This window comes from Streptomyces sp. NPDC029138, assembly GCF_055564375.1.
On the sequence record NZ_JBVHWM010000061.1, the window covers coordinates 17,228 to 36,004 of the forward strand.

The 18,777-nt window shown below is 68.5% G+C and carries 13 protein-coding genes and 4 pseudogenes; 12 read left to right on the forward strand and 5 right to left on the reverse strand.

Annotated elements, in window-relative coordinates; all coding sequences use genetic code 11:
* Window positions 1-314 precede the first annotated feature (314 nt).
* From ACZ4WH_RS33710 to ACZ4WH_RS33720, 3 genes are all read left to right on the forward strand, one after another.
* The gene (locus tag ACZ4WH_RS33710) at window positions 315-545 is read left to right on the forward strand and encodes a helicase associated domain-containing protein (RefSeq protein WP_468188002.1); all 231 of its coding nucleotides are present in this window, start codon (window positions 315-317) and stop codon (window positions 543-545) included.
* A complete protein-coding gene (locus ACZ4WH_RS33715) occupies window positions 542-850 on the forward strand; it encodes a helicase associated domain-containing protein (protein WP_468188004.1) in 309 nt (102 codons plus the stop codon). The genes ACZ4WH_RS33710 and ACZ4WH_RS33715 overlap by 4 nt, the downstream gene beginning before the upstream one ends.
* A gap of 428 nt (window positions 851-1,278) precedes the next feature.
* A complete protein-coding gene (locus ACZ4WH_RS33720; RefSeq protein ID WP_468188006.1) occupies window positions 1,279-1,464 on the forward strand; it encodes a hypothetical protein in 186 nt (61 codons plus the stop codon).
* An 85-nt stretch (window positions 1,465-1,549) separates the two neighbouring features.
* Here the strand turns inward: ACZ4WH_RS33720 and ACZ4WH_RS33725 are convergent, their stop codons facing one another.
* From ACZ4WH_RS33725 to ACZ4WH_RS33735, 3 genes and pseudogenes are all read right to left on the reverse strand, one after another.
* The gene (locus tag ACZ4WH_RS33725) at window positions 1,550-1,714 is read right to left on the reverse strand and encodes a hypothetical protein (protein ID WP_468188008.1); all 165 of its coding nucleotides are present in this window, start codon (window positions 1,712-1,714) and stop codon (window positions 1,550-1,552) included.
* Between the two features lie 496 nt (window positions 1,715-2,210).
* Window positions 2,211-2,663, reverse strand: a pseudogene (locus ACZ4WH_RS33730) (IS701 family transposase); the annotation flags it as partial.
* A 134-nt stretch (window positions 2,664-2,797) separates the two neighbouring features.
* Window positions 2,798-5,977, reverse strand: coding sequence for a S8 family peptidase (locus tag ACZ4WH_RS33735; protein WP_468188010.1), 3,180 nt, complete (start codon window positions 5,975-5,977; stop codon window positions 2,798-2,800).
* A 788-nt stretch (window positions 5,978-6,765) separates the two neighbouring features.
* Here ACZ4WH_RS33735 and ACZ4WH_RS33740 point away from each other — a divergent pair.
* Entirely contained in the window at window positions 6,766-7,464 is a 699-nt protein-coding gene (locus ACZ4WH_RS33740; RefSeq protein ID WP_468188012.1) for a hypothetical protein, read from the forward strand.
* Between the two features lie 62 nt (window positions 7,465-7,526).
* On the opposite strand, the gene ACZ4WH_RS33745 is transcribed toward ACZ4WH_RS33740, so the two are convergent.
* Window positions 7,527-8,954, reverse strand: coding sequence for a non-reducing end alpha-L-arabinofuranosidase family hydrolase (locus tag ACZ4WH_RS33745; RefSeq protein ID WP_468188013.1), 1,428 nt, complete (start codon window positions 8,952-8,954; stop codon window positions 7,527-7,529).
* A 1,075-nt stretch (window positions 8,955-10,029) separates the two neighbouring features.
* Between ACZ4WH_RS33745 and ACZ4WH_RS33750 the strand changes: the two genes are divergently transcribed.
* From ACZ4WH_RS33750 to ACZ4WH_RS33770, 5 genes and pseudogenes are all read left to right on the forward strand, one after another.
* Window positions 10,030-11,466 carry an endo-1,4-beta-xylanase gene (locus tag ACZ4WH_RS33750; RefSeq protein WP_468188015.1) on the forward strand — a complete coding sequence of 479 codons (1,437 nt, stop codon included), beginning with the start codon at window positions 10,030-10,032 and terminating at the stop codon, window positions 11,464-11,466.
* A 100-nt stretch (window positions 11,467-11,566) separates the two neighbouring features.
* Window positions 11,567-12,016, forward strand: a pseudogene (locus ACZ4WH_RS33755) (RICIN domain-containing protein); the annotation flags it as partial.
* Window positions 12,014-12,216, forward strand: a pseudogene (locus tag ACZ4WH_RS33760) (IS5/IS1182 family transposase); the annotation flags it as partial. The pseudogenes ACZ4WH_RS33755 and ACZ4WH_RS33760, both read left to right, overlap by 3 nt.
* A 518-nt stretch (window positions 12,217-12,734) precedes the next feature.
* Window positions 12,735-12,932, forward strand: coding sequence for a hypothetical protein (locus ACZ4WH_RS33765; protein ID WP_468188017.1), 198 nt, complete (start codon window positions 12,735-12,737; stop codon window positions 12,930-12,932).
* A gap of 747 nt (window positions 12,933-13,679) precedes the next feature.
* Entirely contained in the window at window positions 13,680-14,906 is a 1,227-nt protein-coding gene (locus tag ACZ4WH_RS33770) for an IS110 family RNA-guided transposase (protein WP_468188019.1), read from the forward strand.
* Window positions 14,907-14,911: 5 nt separating this feature from the next.
* Here the strand turns inward: ACZ4WH_RS33770 and ACZ4WH_RS33775 are convergent, their stop codons facing one another.
* Window positions 14,912-15,496: a hypothetical protein gene (locus tag ACZ4WH_RS33775; protein WP_468188021.1), complete on the reverse strand. Its 585-nt coding sequence runs from the start codon at window positions 15,494-15,496 to the stop codon at window positions 14,912-14,914.
* 523 nt (window positions 15,497-16,019) lie between these two features.
* On the opposite strand from ACZ4WH_RS33775, the gene ACZ4WH_RS33780 reads away from it, so the two are divergent.
* The 3 genes and pseudogenes from ACZ4WH_RS33780 (at window position 16,020) to ACZ4WH_RS33790 (ending at window position 18,740) form a co-directional block, all read left to right on the forward strand.
* Window positions 16,020-16,349 (forward strand): hypothetical protein, encoded by a 330-nt coding sequence (locus ACZ4WH_RS33780; protein WP_468188023.1) that lies wholly within the window; start codon window positions 16,020-16,022, stop codon window positions 16,347-16,349.
* Window positions 16,350-16,719: 370 nt separating this feature from the next.
* A pseudogene (locus tag ACZ4WH_RS33785) lies at window positions 16,720-17,974 on the forward strand (IS256 family transposase).
* A gap of 25 nt (window positions 17,975-17,999) precedes the next feature.
* Window positions 18,000-18,740, forward strand: a complete 741-nt coding sequence (locus ACZ4WH_RS33790; RefSeq protein WP_468188025.1) for a GNAT family N-acetyltransferase — start codon at window positions 18,000-18,002, stop codon at window positions 18,738-18,740.
* The last annotated feature ends 37 nt before the right edge of the window (window positions 18,741-18,777 follow it).

An 18,777-nucleotide genomic window follows, 5' to 3' on the forward strand; every position in this document is an offset into this window, starting at 1 on the left:
TCCGGGGTTGAGAACGCGCACGTTGATGAACGCGGCCAGCTGCGCGGGGTCACGTGGCGTTGAGAATTTCATCAGCTGCCGGACTGGTACCGACAGACGGTCACTTCGGTCGCTCTCTGCTCCCTCGCCTTGACCCTCCTGGCACTCGCTGCGGCTTTTAACGCCTCTGAGGCGGCTTTGTGCCTGCCGCTCGGCGAGCTGTTCCACCACCCGGGCCCCGACAAGGCCAAGTGGCTGCCCCGCGAGACCAGCCAGGTCATCCACCGCCGCTGGCACTTCGACCTCACCTCCACCCCGAACGCATCGCCCGCGCGATGGACCTGGCCTCCTTCGACCCCCGCGGCCCCGGCGTCTCTCGCTCCCGCAGCCTCTGCCTCGCCGCCGCCCAGGCCTACCGCGACACCCACGGTCACGTGGACGTGCCCGCCGACCACACCGACCCCACCGGCTACAAATTCGGCACCTTCATCACCACCATGCGCGACGCCCGTACCGCCGCCGCCTCGAATCGGACTGGGCCGCCGAACTCGACGCCCTCGGCATGATCTGGGACAAGCACGACGGCGCCTGGCGCTCCCGCCTCACCGCAGCCGCCGACTACCTGAGCGTCCACGGCCACCTCGCCGCCCCCGCCACCACCCCCGTCGACGCCTGGCTCGCCGAACGACGCCACCACGCCACCAAGAACACCCTCGACCCCAGCCGCGCCGACGCCCTCACCGCCCTCGCCCCCGACTGGCGCCCCCCACACGGCCCGGACTGGCACCGCAAATACCACCTGCTGCGCGCCTACCTCGCCACCGGCGCCGACCCCGCCACCCTCGCCGCGACACCGTTCTCGCCGGCGTGAAGATCGGCTCCTGGCTGGCCCGCCAGCTCACGACCTGGTAGGCCCTAGCGCCCGGCCAGCAACAGCTGATGACCGCCCTCGGCCTCACCCCCGACACCAATCCCCTCGCCCCCGCCCGCGTCGCCAGCTTCTGGAACTCTTCCTCCACCGCGAAGGCCACGCCCCCACCGCCCGCGAGACCATCCGCGTCGACGGCGACACCGTCAACCTCGGCGCCTGGCTCGCCAAAGCCCGCACCAAACACCGCACCGGCCAGCTCCCCAACGACCACGCCCGCCTGGTCGCCGCGCTCTTCGACGGCGACTGGACCACCGAAAACACCGCCCCCGTCGTCCTGGCCTGAACGCCCCGCCTCAAGCTGGGTGGTCTCCGGGCCGTTATGCTGCGCCAGTCCGGCGCACCGGCCGCTGAAGGGAAACCGTCCCACCGTGTTCTCGCAGACCCCCGTCTACGACCGCCTCGTCGCCGAACGCGGCGACATCCCCGTCCAGGTTCGCGGCGAAGCCGACCGGATACACCGCGATCTGGCACAGGTACTGCGCCAGACGTCCACCCCCCAGCCGAGTGCCCCGCAGAGCGTCTTCGAGCCGAAGCAGCCTCCCAGCGCCCTGTAAGAACTCAGGGTTCCACTCAGGGAACCGGCGGCGTCGGAACGTATCCCGCACGCTGAGTCGGCGGCCTGGGGGCGGCTGGCGAGCCTCAGGGCAGCAGACGGGCGATGGTGCTGCGCGAGACGCGCGTCGTGTCGTTGACCTCGGTCTGCTTCCGGCCGGCGCCGTGGACAGCCCAGGTGATCAGTGGGTCGCGCAGGTCGCGGAGCTGCGCCCATGCTGTCAGCAGGTCGCGGGCTACGGTCTGGGCCATGTGGCATCACGCATCCCGCCCCGGGAAAGACCGGCCGGATCTCTTTCGCTCATCCGGGGCCGGGCCGCGTGAAACCGGTCCCGCCCGCTCCGTACGCTGCTGTACTGGCCTTCAACCAGCAACAGGCCGGCGGAGGGGCGGGGCAGTGGCGCAGGGCGTGAAGCGGGCGGAGGTAGGGGAGGACTTCGACTGGGTGGTCTGGCGGCTGGAGGTCCAAGACCCGCAGCAGCTCGCCGGAGAGGACCCGGACCTGGACGAGCGCACCCAGGAGACGATGACGCAGCTCGCCGCCTCGCTCGGCTGTATCTGCGAGCACTGCGTCGACTACGACTCCTGCGACAGCGGCATGCCCTACTACGCGTGGTGGGTCCGCCTGCCCGCAGCCGAGCACGGCCGATGCGGCAAAGACGGTCTGCCGCTGGTCCTCAATCCGATCCTTGAGTACCTGGACGGCCAGCTGCCGCAGGGTCTCACCTGGGAGATCACACCGGATCGGGAGCTGACGGCCGACCACGCCGCCAGCACGGCCGTGCGCGAGGCGTACGCCGACCTGATCATTGCAGTTCTCCGTCCGCCCGGCGGTGCCGGAGTACTGCCGCTGCACCCCGGCCGAGCGCGTGCCCTTCTTCACAAAGCCCGTGTCGTCCACGACCAGAACGGCATCCCGGTCGCCGAGGTGGTCGACCACATACTGACGCACATCATCGAGGACCTCATCGGCGTCCGACTCGATCCGGTTCAGCATCCGCTGGATGCGGTCCGGACCTGCGTGGCCGGCTTCCTCCGCCAGCGTCCAGCCGTTCTTCCGCTGCAGCGGAGCGATCAGACCCCGCATATAGGCAAGCGCCGACTCCCGCGGCTCCGACCTGCTGAAACGGTGCACGAACCGCTCATGCACAGCGTCCAGTTCACCCGCCCACAACCTGACATCGCCAAGGTCCCCACCCATAACCACACCAACGACCAACTTGGCCATCAGTCACGGCAAGCACCGTTGCAGTACTAGGAGTGACCCGGCTCCCCTGGTGCTGCGCTCACCGTACGGGCTGCCTCTGCGGCGGCCCGTACGGGTCGCGGGTGCTGTTACCGGGTGCGATAGGCGTCCAGAATCGTCTGCGAGAAGGCGTTCCCCTGGCGGTCCGTGAACTCGGCCTTGAAGGAGACGGACTCGCCCGCGGCCGGGTTGAGCACGGTGACCTTGCCGTGGCGCACGGCGGTCCGGGACCAGTGCGCTCCCCGGTCGTAGGAGACGTACACGGTCAGCGATCCGAGGCGGTGGCCGGCTGCCGAGCCCTGAACGGTGAGCGGGACGGTCTGCCGGGCGCCGGCCGGCGCGGTGGAGTCCAGGCCGAGTTCCGGCCGGTAGCGCACCACGCTCGCCGGCAGCGCGGTGGGCCTCGCCGTGTGGCCCGAGCTGAACTCGGCGGACCAGGAGACCTCGGTACCCACCGTGGACACCGCCGACCGAGCGCGGCTGACGGTGGTGACCAGCCGGTAGCGGGCCTTGCCCGGGGGCAGGTCGAAGGCGGTCTCGTCGAGGACGCCGGGCAGCGTCGCGTATTCCACGCCGTCGCGGAAGAGCGTGGTGGTGGCGCTCTCCCCGTCGTACACACTCTCCCCGTCGTGTCCCGCGCCGTCGGTGAACGGGCGCACCGCTCCGGTGAGCCGGTCGCCGTCCCTGACGAGTCCGGCCGCCGCCCCGACGCCGGTGCCCGTGTCGAGTGCGGGACCGAAGACCCCGGTGTTGAACGTGTCGGTGTAGGCCCGTCCCGCGCGGTACTTCCTGGCCGGCAGCCGGTACCGGGCCTCGGTGTCCCGGACCGCCTGCTGCTCGAAGGTGTGCTTCCACTCGATGCCGCCAGAGAGGTACAAGGTGGTGGTGTGGGGCAGGTCGGTGGAGATGGCCGCCGGCGGTGTGCGGTACTCGGGCTCGGACACGATCGCGCCCCATCGCGGTGTCATGGTGGTGCCCTGCCGGATCGTGAGCCTGGCCAGCTCCTTGGCCTTCGCGTGGTGCCGGTAGCCGGTGAAGAAGGCGTCCTTGAGCTCGTCCGCCAGCAGGTAGTTGGTATCGCCGTGGGCGAGATCGAGGAGCAGGGTGGAGGTCACCGTGCCGGGTTTCGGCTCGGGGCCGACCTGCTGGAGCCGAATGCCCTCGGCCATCGGAAAGGTGGAGAGGGCGATCGGCAGACCGCTGATGTCGCGCGGGATGATGTTGACACTGCCGGACTGGAGGGTGGCGGCCGGATCCTGGACGGTCACGTCGAGAGGCTTGGCCTGCCTCGCGTCGAAGGCGAGGCTGGTGTCCTTTGTGAGGCTGAGCCGGGGGGCGACCATCCAGTCCTCGCCGACGTAAGCGACACCTTCCTCGTCCAGCGTGATCACTTCGCCCAGGATGGTGTAGTCGCCGGCGTGCAAGCGCAGTTCGAGCGTGCCGTCGTCGCTGGTGACCGGGTAGAAACGGTTGCCGGTCAGGTCGTATATCCAGGCCTTCCAGGTGTCCTCGTCGGGTGCGGAGCCGTCCCGCGCGGTGGCCTTCATCCGCAGGTTGTACATCTCGCCTTCGATCTGGACACCCCCTGCGGTGCGGACGGTCTGGCCGCCTCCCGTCGCCGTGACGGCCAGGCTGAACACACCCTCCGTCGAGCCGGCGAGGCGGGGGTTCGCGGTGACATCGACCGATGCGGTACCGCCTGCCGGGACGGTGAGTCTCCGGGCCCCGAGGGTGAAGAAGCCGTCGGGTACGGGGGCACCCGCCGGGCCGTCGGCGGTGGCCGCCAGGTCCAGCGTGACCGCCGTGGTGCCGGTGTTGCTGTAGGTGAGCGTCTTGGTGACCGGCTGGTCGTCGCCGTGCGGCCAGCCGGGCCGGTCGAAACTCAGCGAGACGGGTCGGGCGACGATGCTCTGGGTGATGGCGTGTGCCACGTCGACCCGTCCGCTGCCCTGTTCGACGGCGCTGTAGGGGCCCGGATCGGCTGAGCCGACCAGCGCCTCCTTGAGCAGATCGGGGCTCCAGCCTGGATGCCGCTGGGCGAGCAGTGCGGCCGCACCCGCCACGTGCGGCGTGGCCATGGAGGTTCCCGAGAGCGTCAGATAGCCGGGGGCGGGGTGCGGGACACCGCTCTGGTCGACAAGGCTCCCGTCCGCGGCCGCCGCGGTGATGTCCACCCCGGGCGCGGTGAGGTCGGGTTTGATCGCGCCATCCAGCCGGGGGCCTCGGGACGACCTGTCGGCGAGCACGTCCTGCTTGTCGACGGCGCCGACGGTCAGGGCGGCGTCGGCCGAACCCGGGGTGCCCACAGTCATGGCGCCCGGTCCCGCGTTGCCGGCGGCGGTGACGAACAGGGCACGGCCGGAGAGCCTGTTGACGGTCTCCTCCAGTGGATCGGTCCCCTGCGTGTCGGAACCTCCCAGCGAGAGGTTGACGATGGTGGCGCCCTGCTCGACGGCCCACTCCATGCCGGCCATGATCGAGGACTCGGTGCCTCTGCCGTAGTTGTCGAGCACCTTGCCGCTGATCAGCTCGGCGCCGGGTGCCACTCCCCGGTACGTACCGTGTGAGGCGGCCCCGGTTCCGGCCAGAATGGAGGCCACATGGGTGCCGTGGCCGTTGTGGTCGGCGGCGTCGGGGGCACTGGTGAAGTTCTTCTCCGCGACCACCTGGGTGGCCAGGTCGGCATGGCGCGTGTCGACGCCGGTGTCCAGCACGGCGACCTTCACTCCTGTGCCGTCGTATCCGGCACGCCATGCTTCGGGGGCGCCGATCTGCTGCACGCTCACGTCCAGCGACGCCTTGACCAGTCCGTCGAGACGGATGGAGCGCACCCCCGCGGCGAGCCGAGGGCTCCGGCCGGGGCCGTCGGTGAGGGAGGTCCACACCCGCGAAGCCGCTGCCCCCGGCACGGTCAGCGCCTCGCTGCCGGTGGTGGCGATCTCCGCCCGCACGTTCGCACCGCCGGCCCTCGCGACGGTCCTTCGCTCCGCGCCCGTGTAACTGACGAGCAACGGTACTCCGTCACCGACCAGTTGACGGTATTCCGGGCGGCTGAGCTCGGTGACGTCGAACAGCCGCATGTCCAGTCTTCCGGAGGCGATCAGGCCGCCGACATCAGTGGGCAGCACATAGGTGTGTCCCTTCGCCGAGAAGGTCTGGAACGGTACCGACTCCCGGCCCTTCGCCTGGCTCACCTTCGCCACCCTGCCGCGATGGTCGAGCCGCACCACGTCACCGGTGATGAGGGTGACCTGGCGGTCGGCATCCACGACATGTTCGTCACCGGACCGCGTTGGCGGGGAGGCATCGCCCCGGGCACCTGGCGGCATGGCTGCCGCCGTCGTCCCGGAGGCGGCCATGGCGAGTGCCGCGACTGCGGCCATGACGGCCTTGACGGTTCTTCTCGGTGATCTTCGCAAGGTGCCGTACCCCTTTGCCCCGTGGGGGGAGTCCTCGGTGGGTCCCCTGACCGCTGCGGGCGCCGTCGCCCCATGACGCGGACACGCTAAGTTTCCCAATTCGGCTCGTCAATCGGGCCATTCGCGACATAGAGGCATAACGTGGCTGGATTAGTCTGGACTTACTCATCGTCAGATGTGGTTTGTTCGTGGTCGGCGGCGCATGGTGACCGGGAGGCGCCGGCCGCGATCGTTCCGTGGTGTTCACGGCCGGGCGGCGGAGTGACTCGCCGCAGTTCGAACCGGTCCTGGAGGCGATCCGGGTGCCTGGCTCGGTCTGGGCAGGCCCCGTAGGCGCCCGGACGGGGTGCGGGCTGACAAGGCGTACGGCTCCCGCCGCAACGGGCCTACCTGCGCAGACGCGGGATCAGGGCGACCATCCCGGTCCGGTGACGCTCGAGCCGGTTGATCCCGCACTCGACGGCATGCCGGCGGCGGTAGTCAGTCTTGTCGAACGTCGGCGGCCGACCGCCCTGGGAAGCTTGCGCTGCGCACCCGTGCAAATGGCCCTATCAGCCGCGAAGATCGGAGCCGTAAGCGACGCTGCTCAGTCAACCGCTCCTGTTCGGGTGCGGTGATGTCGAGGACAGGGAGCTCTTGTGGTGGGGGAATTGTCCAGGTGGTGTAGCAAGTGGCTGCGCTCGCCGCCCGCCCAGACGCTCTTCGAACGCGCCCACCTGTCCACGGTCATGGGACTGCGGCTGGCGGACGGCCGTGAAGTCGTGGTCAAGGCAAGGCCCTTCGCACACCGCCTGGCCGGCTGCCTGAAGGTGCAACGCCGCATGCACCAAGCCGGCTTCCCGTGCCCGGAGCCGTTGGCGGGCCCGGAACCTGTGGACGGCCAGGGGCCGTTGAGGGGCCTGGCCGTCACGGCCGAGGCATTGGTCCCCGGTGGCACCGTGCTGCCGCCGCATCCGGACGCGCCCGAACTGTTCGCAGAGGCGCTGGCCCGCCTGATGGCGGCAGCGCCGTCAGTCGCGGACGTGCCATCGTTGTTCGCCTTGGCGCGGCGGGCGGTCAGCCGGTGCTGCAGCCGTTCGGGCGAGGTGCCCTCGCGCAGTTGGAGGCCCACCTCGCGGGCCACCTTCCGCGGCGCGCCGCATTTCGACCCGCGAGCATCGCGCCTGTGCCTTGCCGGCCCTGTTCGGCTTACCGGCGAAGTGAACCCGGGATGCGAATCGACCGGCCGTGACCCGCCGATCCGGCTTGCGTCATCGCCGCCGCTGGTCGGCCCGCAGCTTCAGCTGCTTCATGGTGCGCGGTCCGGTGATCGCTGGGGTGACGCCGGGTGGCTGTGACGGAAGGCGACGGGCGGCCCGCACTGGGTGGGGCCGGCCGCCGACGGGGTACACGGGCCGGTTCAGCGCTGCAGGGTGAGGACACCCGGTCGCCACGGCAGCTGGTCGTACGGGCCGCTCGCGGTGGGGGACTTGCCCTGGTAGAGGAACTGCAGGTTGCAGGGGTCGACGGTCATGGTCTGGTCGGGGTTGTTGCGGACCAGGTCACCGTGGCTGATGTCGTTGGTCCAGGTGGCACCGCTGTTGGCCTTGCCCGCGAAGGGGTTGCTCTCGGTGGCGGCCTGCGGGGTCCACGAGCCGCTCAGGCTGGAGGCGGTGAAGGAACGGAAGTAGCGCCCGTTCGCGCCCATCGCCTCGACGATCATGAGGTACTGGTTCTGGCCCTGCACCTTGTACACCTGCGGCGCCTCGAAGAGGTTGGCCTTCGTGTCGCTCATGATCGTCGTGTACGACGAGCCGAAGTTGCCGGGGAAGTTCCCGATCGGCATGCTCGCTCGGTAGATCTTGCCGTTGTCACCGGCGAAGAACAGGTACATGTTCTGGCCGTCGGCGATCAGGGTCTGGTCGATCGGGCCGGTGTCGGAGCCTGAGATGCTCCCGGTGAACAGCGGCTGCGGAGCGGACCAGCCGTTGGGGTTGGTGGGGTCGCTCGACGTACGGTAGATGAAGGGCCAGGCACCCCACTGGTACGCCAGCACCCAGATGTTCTTGGGCGCGAAGTAGAACAGCGTGGGCGCCACCGTGGCCTGGCTCATGCCGGTCTGGCCGGCCGACGTCATGTCCGACCAGTTCGTGAAGGGACTGAACATCATCGAGCCGTACGACGACCCCGAGACGTTCGATGCGTAGACCAGGTGCTTGCCGTTGTGCGTCACAGTGGTGAAGTCCTTCACCGCGGTCCACCCGTTCGCCGGCTGCGCCAGCACACCCGTCGACGTCCACCGATACGTCGACGGAAGAGAACACGTGCCGTCCGGCGGGGTCGGGGTCCCGGACAGGCCGGTCCACTTCTGGTTGCTGCCGCCGTTGCACGTCCAGATCTGCACCGCTGTGCCGTTGGCCGTACCGGCGCCCGTAACCTCCAGGCACAGCCCGGACTCGACTCCGACGACCGTGCCGTCGGAGTTCACCCGCCACTGCTGGTTCGCCCCGCCGGAACAGGTCCAGATCTGCACCCGGGTACCGGCCGCCGTGGCGTGGCCCGGAACGTCCAGGCACTTGTTGCCGTACACGGTGAGCTGGTTGCTGTCCGTCAACGTCCACTGCTGGTTGGTCCCGTCCCAGCAGTCATAAATCTGCAGGTACGTGCCGTCGGTCTGGCTGGCGCCCGGCACGTCGAGACACCGGCCGGAACCGACGCCGCGCAAGGCGCCGCTGGAAGCCGCCTGAGCCGGGGCGGCGACGAGCATCGCCACCAACGCGGCCAGGGTCGCAACCACGGCGGCGAGCACCGCAGACGGATGCCTGCGGCTGAAACTTCCTTTGTGCATGGATACTTCCTCAACCTTGAGTAGGCGGTTCCGGTCGGCCTCGTCGGAGGCCGACCGGACTGTCGGTGGGTGCGGTGTGCAGCAGTCTGTGAGCACCACGGCAGACGGTGGCTATGAGTTGGCGCGGTCATGACATGTGTAAGCGGTATGGCCCCTTTGCGGCTCCGACTTCAGGCGGTGCTACCCGGAATGGCCCTGCTGCGCGAGGGAGCGCCTCGATCTGTTCGTCATGTCGAACAGGGATCGAAGTGTCGAGCAACCCGAATGATAGAGAACCGGTGAACGGCGTCAATACCTCTCGCATGGATCGCTATCCACACCGAAATCGTTCGAACCCATGCGTCGAACGGCCCACGTCACACCGTCAAATGGTTGGCTTGTACGCCACTTGACCCCCAAGAGAAGCGATGTGCGGAGGGTGCCGACACCCGGTCGACCCTGCCTCCAACGCCCGTGACGCGCCGGACTGTCCGCACGCCACCACAGCTCCCTTCCAGCGTCCGCCGACGGCGGCACCGGGGCTGGCAGTCCGGTTCAGCGATATTCTGAAAGTTTCGCACGCCGATCGGAAACTTCTTCTGCGGGGAGTATTGACGATCCTTGGTCGCCACCTCAATCATCCCTGTCTGAGAAACCAGCCCTGGTTCCGAGATTCCGAGCCGTATCGGCCTGGGGCATTCCGTGCTGCACGACAGATCCACGACCAGCCGCACGACAGCTCCGCGCTCCACAGCACCTGCGCCACCCCGTTTCGTTCCGGTGAGGTTCGCACCAGCGCATCCTGGCTCTTCGCACAGTTGGAGAGATACGCGACGCAGGGTGACGGTCCCCCGGCTGAGCCGCGATGGAGTACTCCATGCCTGTGTCGAGACACCGCCGCCGGCCGTACGTCACCCGACGGCCGACCGGGTGCGGCGCGTCCCGGTCGGGATCGTCCCGGCCCCGTGACCGCGGTGTCCGGTGATCCCGTGCTGCCCGGGCTCCGGCCCGGCCCCGTCCGTCTGCCGCATGGGAGCGGACGACGCACTCCCCTGCACTTCAGTCCATCCGTGATTCCTACCTCGGAGGCACAGTCATGGGCTCTTATGCCCTTCCCAGACCCGTTGTCCGCCGGAAGATCCGCGGCCTGCTGCTGGCCCTGGTCGTCGGCGTCCTCGGTGCGGTCACCGCACTGGTCACGCCGCCGACCGCACACGCCGCCGAGAGCACGCTCGGCGCCGCGGCGGCGCAGAGCGGCCGCTACTTCGGCACCGCGATCGCCTCGGGCAGGCTGGGCGACTCGACGTACACGACGATCGCGGGCCGTGAGTTCAACATGGTGACGGCCGAGAACGAGATGAAGATCGACGCCACCGAACCGCAGCGGGGCCAGTTCAACTTCACCGCCGCCGACCGCGTCTACAACTGGGCGGTGCAGAACGGCAAGCAGGTGCGCGGTCACACCCTGGCCTGGCACTCCCAGCAGCCCGGCTGGATGCAGAGCCTCAGCGGCAGCACGCTGCGCCAGGCGATGATCGACCACATCAACGGCGTGGTGGGCCACTACAAGGGCAAGATCGCCCAGTGGGACGTCGTCAACGAGGCCTTCGCCGACGGCAGTTCGGGAGCCCGGCGGGACTCCAACCTGCAACGCACCGGCAACGACTGGATCGAGGTGGCCTTCCGGACCGCGCGCGCCGCCGACCCGGCGGCCAAGCTCTGCTACAACGACTACAACATCGAGGACTGGACCTGGGCCAAGACGCAGGCCGTGTACGCCATGGTCCGGGACTTCAAGCAGCGCGGTGTGCCGATCGACTGCGTCGGCTTCCAGTCGCACTTCAACAGCGGCAGTCCCTACAACAGCAACTTCCGCACCACGCTGCAGAGCTTCGCCGCCCTCGGCGTCGACGTGGCCATCACCGAGCTCGACATCCAGGGCGCCTCGGCCTCGACCTACGCCAACGTGACCAACGACTGCCTGGCCGTCCCGCGCTGCCTGGGCATCACCGTCTGGGGTGTGCGCGACACCGACTCGTGGCGATCGGGTGACACGCCGCTGCTCTTCAACGGCGACGGCAGCAAGAAGCCCGCCTACACCGCCGTCCTCAACGCACTCAACGGTGGCACCACCACGCCGCCCCCGGCGGGTTCCGGACAGATCAAGGGCGTCGGTTCGGGCCGTTGCCTGGACGTGCCCAACGCCAGCACCACCGACGGTACCCAGCTCCAGCTGTGGGACTGCCATAGCGGCACCAACCAGCAGTGGGCATACACCGACGCCGGCGAGCTCAGGGTCTACGGCAACAAATGCCTGGATGCCGCCGGCACAGGCAACGGCTCCAAGGTCCAGATCTACAGCTGCTGGGGCGGCGACAACCAGAAATGGCGCCTCAACTCCGACGGATCCATCGTCGGCGTCCAGTCCGGCCTCTGTCTCGACGCCGTCGCGGGCGGCACCTCCAACGGCACCCTGATCCAGCTCTACTCCTGCTCGAACGGCAGCAACCAACGCTGGACCCGCACCACCTGAGAGGGCCTGCCACAAACGGCAGGGTGAGGCGATGAGGGCCTACGGTGCGGCTTCTCCCGCTCCTCCGGCAGGACGTCCTTGATGGTCCCGGGTCGCCGCCGTGGTGGCGGCGACCCTCGGGATCGGCATGCTCGCGGGGTGAATCCGGCGCCCGCCGAGGTGGCGACGGTGAACACCAACGCCTGGTACGTCCTGACCAATCGCAACAGCGGCAGGGCGCTGGACGTCTCTGGGACGTCCACCGCCGACGCCGCGCGGGTCAGCCAGTGCACGCGCAACGACGGAGTCAACCAGCAGTGACAGTTCGTGGACTCCGGCGACGGCTTCCACCGCCTCAAGGCCCGGCATTCGGGCAAGGTTCTCGACATGGCCGGCGCCTCGACCGCCGACGGTGCCGCTATCCAGCAGCGGGCCGACCACAACGGGGCCAACCGGCGGTTCCACCTGGCCGGACTCCGACGCGGGCCACGTCCGGCTGATCAACCGCAACAGCGGCAAGGCGGTGGAGGTGCAGGGCGACTCCACCGCCGACGGCGGCAACGACGCGCAGGTCATGGCCCGGTTACGGGTGCCGCGGCCAATCGGCCGCCCCAGAACCACGCCGCACGTGATCCTCGCCGACAAGGCCTACTCCTCCCGCGCGACCCGAAACATCTGCGCCGACGCGGGATCCGGGCGGTGATCCCTCAGCCCTCGGACCAGGGCGCTCACCATCTACCTCGCCGGGCTCCACCTGGAAAGAAACGGCCTGGTAGTGCTTCGTTAGTTCTGGGTCTGTTCTGCTGGTGGTGAGGGGGCGGCCGCATGTGGTGAAGGTTCCGGTCCAGCACCTCAGCAGGTCATGGAGGGCGTCCAGCACCTGGTAGAGGGTCAGGCCGGCGGCTGGGCTCTGGGTCGAGTCGCCGCAGGGTGAGCATGGCCTGGGCGGCGGCGACGAGGGTGACGTGACGGTGTCAGCCGCGCCAGGTACCTGCGTGTCCTGCGCGGGCGAGCCTTGCACTTTGCAGCTTTACCTCGCGTGCGAGGTTGCATGGTGCGGTCGGATCTTGCATACGGCTTCGGCTTCGTCAGCGGGCGTTGACCACATCGGCACTGTGGCAGAGTCCTCCTCATGCGGATACCCGGACCGAGAAACGTTGCTGCGGGCCTTCTCCTGGGCACTGCCTTGACCCTGACCGCCTGCGGCCAGGAGCACACAGGACCGACGGCGGCCGGCCCAGGCTCCCCTTCACACAGCGGCTCCGCCGCCGGCCCGGCGCGGGGCAAATGTGGAGCCCGGCTCCCGCGACGGAGCCCCGCACTACCAAGAGAACAACGGCTTCAAGATCCCCAAAGAGATGTCCCCCGCCAGTGAGGAGGCCGCCCGCGCGGAGGCTGCCCGCATCGAGCCCGTCCTCAAGCGGCTCTGGACGGCCAGGACATGGGATGCCGAGAGTGTGCGCACGGCGCTGCTCAAGCTCGGCTAGCGAAACGAGGGTCCGGACAGCGAGCAGGGGCGCGGAACACTCTTCGTGCAGGCCCACGATCCCGACAGCAACCCAGGTACCAGCATCGCCCTCAACGTCCGTCACGATGCCTGTGTGACCGCGTTCGTGCAGTCGACCAACTACCAAGTCGAGGTCAACGGCCGGTTCCTGGGATCGGGCTGTTTTGAGCCGCGCGGCGGCCACTGAGCGTTGGGGCCTCTGGGTTCACTCCGACAAACGAGGTGCGCCCGGCAGGGGCACGCTGGGAGGCGTGAGCAGCGCGCCGATCGTCGTGCACCGGCCCTCCCCCTCGGGCGGCCGGAGAGTCACCGTGCACCGCCACGACCAGGACGTGATCCTCGGCACCGCCTAATCCGTAGCTAAGGCGCCCAGCGATGCGGGCATCCTCAGCCCCGAGGCGCCGGACTGATGCCTAGGTACCGCCGGGCCTCGATGCCTAGCTGTAGATCGCGCACCGTCCGGCGCTCTCGGGGCGTAACCGTCAATATCCATCACCTTGATCACTCGTTGGTGTTGGTGGTGTGAGCCCGCCGCACGGTGACCTCTCGTTATGCCCGAGCTGCTTGAGCTCCTGCGCAGACCGAGGCCCGTGGGGCGTGCTGGTGCCACGAACGGCTAGTGAGGTGGAGGCACATCCGCATGATGGTTGATGCCTGGGATTAGGTCGCTCGCGTGGCCCGCATGCGCTCGTGACCAGCGCAAACATCCGCACATTGGGAGGGAACATTGATCTACTGCGGCATCGATTGGGCTGAGAAGACGCACGATGTCGCTCTGGTCGACGACACTGGCACGCTGGTGGCCAAACGGCATATTACCGACGACGCGGCTGGCTACAAGATCCTGCTGGAACTGCTCGCCGAGTACGGCGACACCGAGGGGAACCCGATTCCGGTTGCCATCGAGACCTCCCGCGGTCTGCTGGTTGCCCTTTTGCGGACCGGGACGCGGCAGGTGTACGCGATCAACCCGATGGCCGCCGCCCGCTATCGTGACCGGCACAGCGTCTCGCGCAAGAAATCCGACCCCGGCGATGCTCTCGTCCTGGCCAACATCCTGCGCACAGACATGCACGCTCACCGGCCACTGCCCGACGACTCCGACCTCGGCCGGGCGATCGCCGTCCTGGCCCGCGCCCAGCAGGACTCGCTCTGGAACCGGCAGCAGCTCGCCAACCAGCTCCGCTCGCTGCTGCGGGAGTACTACCCGGCTGCCCTGGACGCCTTCGCCACCTGGACTAACGGCCTGTGCCGTCCCGAGGCTCGTGAACTCCTCAAGGCTGCGTCAACTCCCGCCCGGGCCGCACGGCTTACCCGCAAGCAGCTCCAGGCCGCCCTCAAGCGCGCCGGCCGCAAACGCGGCGTTGAGGCTGAAGCCGACCGCCTCCGTGACGTCTTCCGTGCCGAGTGGGCGCACCAGCCGCCGCTGATCGAGGACGCACTGGGCAAGCAGATGCAAGCCCTCCTCGTCCAGCTGGAGGCCGCCTGCACCGCCGCCGACCAACTTGCCGAGGCGGTGGAAGAGGCGTTCCCTCAGCACCCGGACGCCGAGATCCTGCTGAGCTTCCCCGGCCTCGGCACCCAGCTCGCCGCCCGGATCCTCGCTGAGATCGGGGACGACCGCACCCGCTTCGCCGACGCCCGCGGCATGAAGGCATACGCCGGTTCCTCGCCCATCACCAGGGCCTCCGGCAAGAAGTCGTCCATCACCCGCCGGTGGGTGAAGAACGACCGGCTCAATCACGCGGGATACCTCTGGGCCTTCTCAGCCCTTCGACACTCGCCTGGAGCTGGCGCCCATTACCGGCGACGCCGCGAGGTCGGCGACTGGCACGCCGCTGCCCAGCGCAACCTCTTCAACCGCATGATCGGTCAGCTCTACCACTGCCTCCAACACCGCAAGCTGTTCGACGAGCACACCGCGTTCCCCGTCGAGCTCGCCGAAGCGGCCTGATGCGATTACACCCTCCAGGCCGCGGTTACTTCAGCAAGCATCTGCCGAGCTGCCTCGTGGCCGTCGGGGCGTGGTGCCAGCAATCTCGGGCCAGCCAGGTCGCGGCCAGTGAGCGACCGGGCTGGGACGGCAGCCCAGTCGTCTCGGTGGACTACCGCGACGTGCCCCTCCATGCGGGCCTGTTTGTCCTGCCAGTCGTCGGGCGGGGCCATCAGGATCCGCAGGGTGTGTTCGTCAATCCACTCCAGCGCCAGGACCTGCCGGCCGATCTCATGCTCGATGAGCGATCGGGTTTCGCTGGTCTTCAGGTGCAGGAGCAGCAGTTCCCCCTCGAAGAAGTAGCCGCCGTCGTATCGGCCAGTGCCGACTGCCAGCAGCGGGAGCGCAGGATGGAAGGCCATCGCATGCACAGGGAAGCGCGAATGAACGAGAACGCGGCAGCTCAGATCGGACGTGTCATAGACCGCTACCGGGGTCGGGACGCGATATCCGCACCTACCCGCCACGGCCAGCAGCCCACCTCGCTCGTCTCGCACAGCCAAGGCGGGCTCTTCCACCGCGGAGAAGGGATGAGGGTCTGCTGCGGTCACGCTCATGATCTTCGCAGGACTCGAATCAATTGGAAAGCGTCCTGTCCGGGAGCCTTCCGGTACAACCAGGAACCAAGCTCGACAATCGAACGCCACGCTCGCCCCGCTTGACGGCATGGCAACGTGAGGTGTCTACAGCGACCACGACCTGGTCGTGTTCCTCGAAAGCGCCGGCGTCACTGACCCCGATGCGATCCTGGACGACCCGCAGTGGGTGGAGTGGCGCGGTGGCCCCCGCTCACGAGTTCAGCCCTGCCTGACGTGGCCAACGAACGCTCGTGTCTACCGCCTTGTTCCTGGCTCGCAGACGGTGTACCAGGCACCTAGGCATACTGCTGGGCATGATGTCCGGCCTGCCTGTCCGTGTGTACGTGGTCTCTGCGCTGTTGTTGGCGGTGTGGACGGCTGCCGGCGGCTTCGTCGCATTGTCATGGGGCGGCGTGGGGTGGGCCGTGCTCGCAGCAGTCGTTGCCGGTCTGGCCGCAGGGGCCGGTATGGTCCTCTTCATCCGAAGAGAAGCGGCTTGCGCAGGCGGGAGCAGGCCCGGCGCCTGCGCGAGGCGGAGAGCCGGGGAGAGACGGAAGGAACCGCCGACGCCGTGCTGATGGCTGTCGCCCTGTACAAGGTTGCGGTCTTCCCGATTGTCGCCGGGTCGGTCAGTGCAGAGGAACAGCAGGGCCGCCGCATGGTCGCCTACCGGATGTCCGCGTACGACAGCCTTCCCCGCCAGGTGCGCCTGTCGGCGGCCGAGGCGCTGGAGGTCATGGACGACGGCCAGGACGCCGAAGCCGCGCGGACCGCATTGCAGGCCCTGACGATGGCGGTGTCCGACTGCCGGCTCCGCTCACGGTGACCTAACGGCTGGTAGTCGTCGGGGGAGTATCGGCTCCAGGTCCCGCACCCTTCGGTGGGCGCGGCGGAAGCCGGGCAGGAGAGCCCTGCCCGGCTGCTGTGGCTACTTCCAGGGCCGCGGTAGCGCGTGCCACAGGGACTTGAGCCAGTCGGGCGGGTTGGTGAGGAACTTGTCCACCAGCCAGTCTGTGATGGACCTGACGGCACCCTGGGCGGTGCCGTGAGTTATCGCGGCGGGCAGGTGGGCACCCGAGCAATGCTCAATACCTGTGGATCACCCCTGACGGAAGGAGGCGTACCTTCCCGATGGATCGATCGATAGGTCATCGAGCAAGGCCGGTGTTCGCAGCACCGGTCGGGAGGGCACGCCTGTGCTTGCGGTAGTCAACGAGGACGGCACCACACCAAGCGGCGGCTCGCTGTTGGATGAGATCGTCCGGGAGGGGGCGCGGCGGATGCTGGCTGCTGCGCTGGAAGCAGAGGTCAACACTTACATAGCCGAGTTGGCCGACCAGCGTGACGAGCGCGGCCGGCGTCTCGTGATCCGCAACGGCTACCACCAGCCGCGAAAGGTGACCACTGCGGCCGGGACGGTAGGTGAAGGCGCCACGGGTGAACGACAAGCGCGTCGACACCAAGACCGGTGAACGCAAACGGTTCTCGTCGACGATCCTGCCGCCGTGGTGCCGCAAGTCCCCGAAGATCAGCGAGGTGCTTCCGCTGCTCTATCTGCACGGTTTGTCCTCCGGTGACTTCATGCCCGCGCTGGAGCAGTTCCTGGGCAGCTCTGCCGGGCTCTCACCCGCGACGGTCACCCGGCTCACCCAGCAGTGGCAGGCCGACCATGCCACCTTCATGGACCGCGACCTCACGGAGGTCGACTACGTGTACATGTGGGCCGACGGCATTCACCTCAACGTCCGCCTGGAGGAAGCCAAGGCGTGCCTGCTCGTCCTCATCGGCGTGCGTGTGGACGGCAGCAAGGAACTGGTCGCGCTCAAGGACGGCTACCGCGAGTCGGGCGAGTCCTGGGCCGACCTGCTGCGCGACTGCGCACGGCGCGGCATGCGCGCTCCCGTGCTCGCGGTCGGCGACGGCGCCCTGGGCTTTTGGAAAGCGCTGTCCGAAGTCTTCCCGGAAACCCTCGAGCAGAGATGCTGGGTTCACAAGACCGCAAACGTGCTCGACTCCATGCCAAAGTCCGCGCAGCCGGCGGCGAAGAAGGCCATCCAGGACATCTACAACGCCGAGGACCGCGGCCACGCCGAAGCGGCGATCAAAACGTTCGCCCAGCTCTACGGTGCGAAGTTCCCCAAGGCCATCAAGAAGATCACCGACGATCAAGAGGAGCTGCTCGCGTTCTTCGACTTCCCGGCCGAGCACTGGATCCACCTTCGGACCACGAACCCGATCGAATCCACGTTCTCAACCGTCCGCCTACGGACCAAGGTCACTCGCGGAGCCGGCTCCCGCACCGCCGCCCTGGCCATGGTCTTCAAACTCGTCGAGTCCGCCCAGCAACGGTGGCGGGCGGTGAACGGACCTCACCTCGTCGCCCTCGTCCGCGCCGGAGCCCGCTTCGAACGCGGCCGCCTGGTCGAACGCGAGGAGACGAGAGCAGCCTGACCACAGCGCCGATTACCCTGCACCCATGGCCGACCTGCGTGAGCTGCATTCCCTCCATGACGTCCGCAGCGCGGCGAACGGTGATGCGCTGCTGCTGTGGGCCGCGGGCGATCTACCGCACGGCACGCGGGTCTTTTCCCTCGGTGAGGCCACAGCAGTGGCGGCGACAGCGCTGTCCTGCCGCGACCGGCTTGCCGTCACCGGCCCTGCCGACGACGCTGCAGACTTGATCCGCGCGGTTCTGCCACAAGTCGGCCCTACCTTCCGGCCCATCGGCGACGAGGATCTTATCCGCGGCCTCGTGACATGCGTTCCGGAACTGGAGATGGCCGACGCTTTCGGATGGATGCAGACGGAAGCCTCCACCAGCCGTCGCGACGGGGCCGCGTGGCTGACCGCATCGGATCGTTCCGACATCGCCAGGCTGCTGGACGAGGCGTTTCCGAATTCCTACGCCCGACCCGATCGGCCGGGCGTGCGTCGCTGGGCCGGCGCCCGCGATGAATCCGGAACGCTGCTGGCATGTGCCGCCGACGCCTGGAGCGCGCCGAGTGTCGGATTCCTTGCGGGTGTCGCAACCGCTGAACAAGCGCGCGGGCGCGGTATGGGCACGGCCGTGTGCAGTCTCGTCCTGGACAGCCTTGTCGTCGACCACGGCGTGGCCGCGTTGATCGTCGACAGCTGGAACACCGCCGCCGTCGGCCTCTACCGCGGCCTCGGCCTGTCATGGCGTCCTCTCGCAGCCGCCCGCGTCACCGACCATTGAATGCCCCCACGCCGCAGGCCGCCGAGAACCATCGATC

Coding starts and splice junctions, on each gene's coding strand:
- ACZ4WH_RS33790 (WP_468188025.1), top strand. CDS start 18,000: ATGGCCGACCTGCGTGAGCTGCATTCCCTCCATGACGTCCGCAGCGCG.
- ACZ4WH_RS33710 (WP_468188002.1), top strand. CDS start 315: ATGGACCTGGCCTCCTTCGACCCCCGCGGCCCCGGCGTCTCTCGCTCC.
- ACZ4WH_RS33750 (WP_468188015.1), top strand. CDS start 10,030: ATGGGCTCTTATGCCCTTCCCAGACCCGTTGTCCGCCGGAAGATCCGC.
- ACZ4WH_RS33745 (WP_468188013.1), bottom strand. CDS start 8,954: ATGCACAAAGGAAGTTTCAGCCGCAGGCATCCGTCTGCGGTGCTCGCC.
- ACZ4WH_RS33725 (WP_468188008.1), bottom strand. CDS start 1,714: ATGGCCCAGACCGTAGCCCGCGACCTGCTGACAGCATGGGCGCAGCTC.
- ACZ4WH_RS33715 (WP_468188004.1), top strand. CDS start 542: ATGATCTGGGACAAGCACGACGGCGCCTGGCGCTCCCGCCTCACCGCA.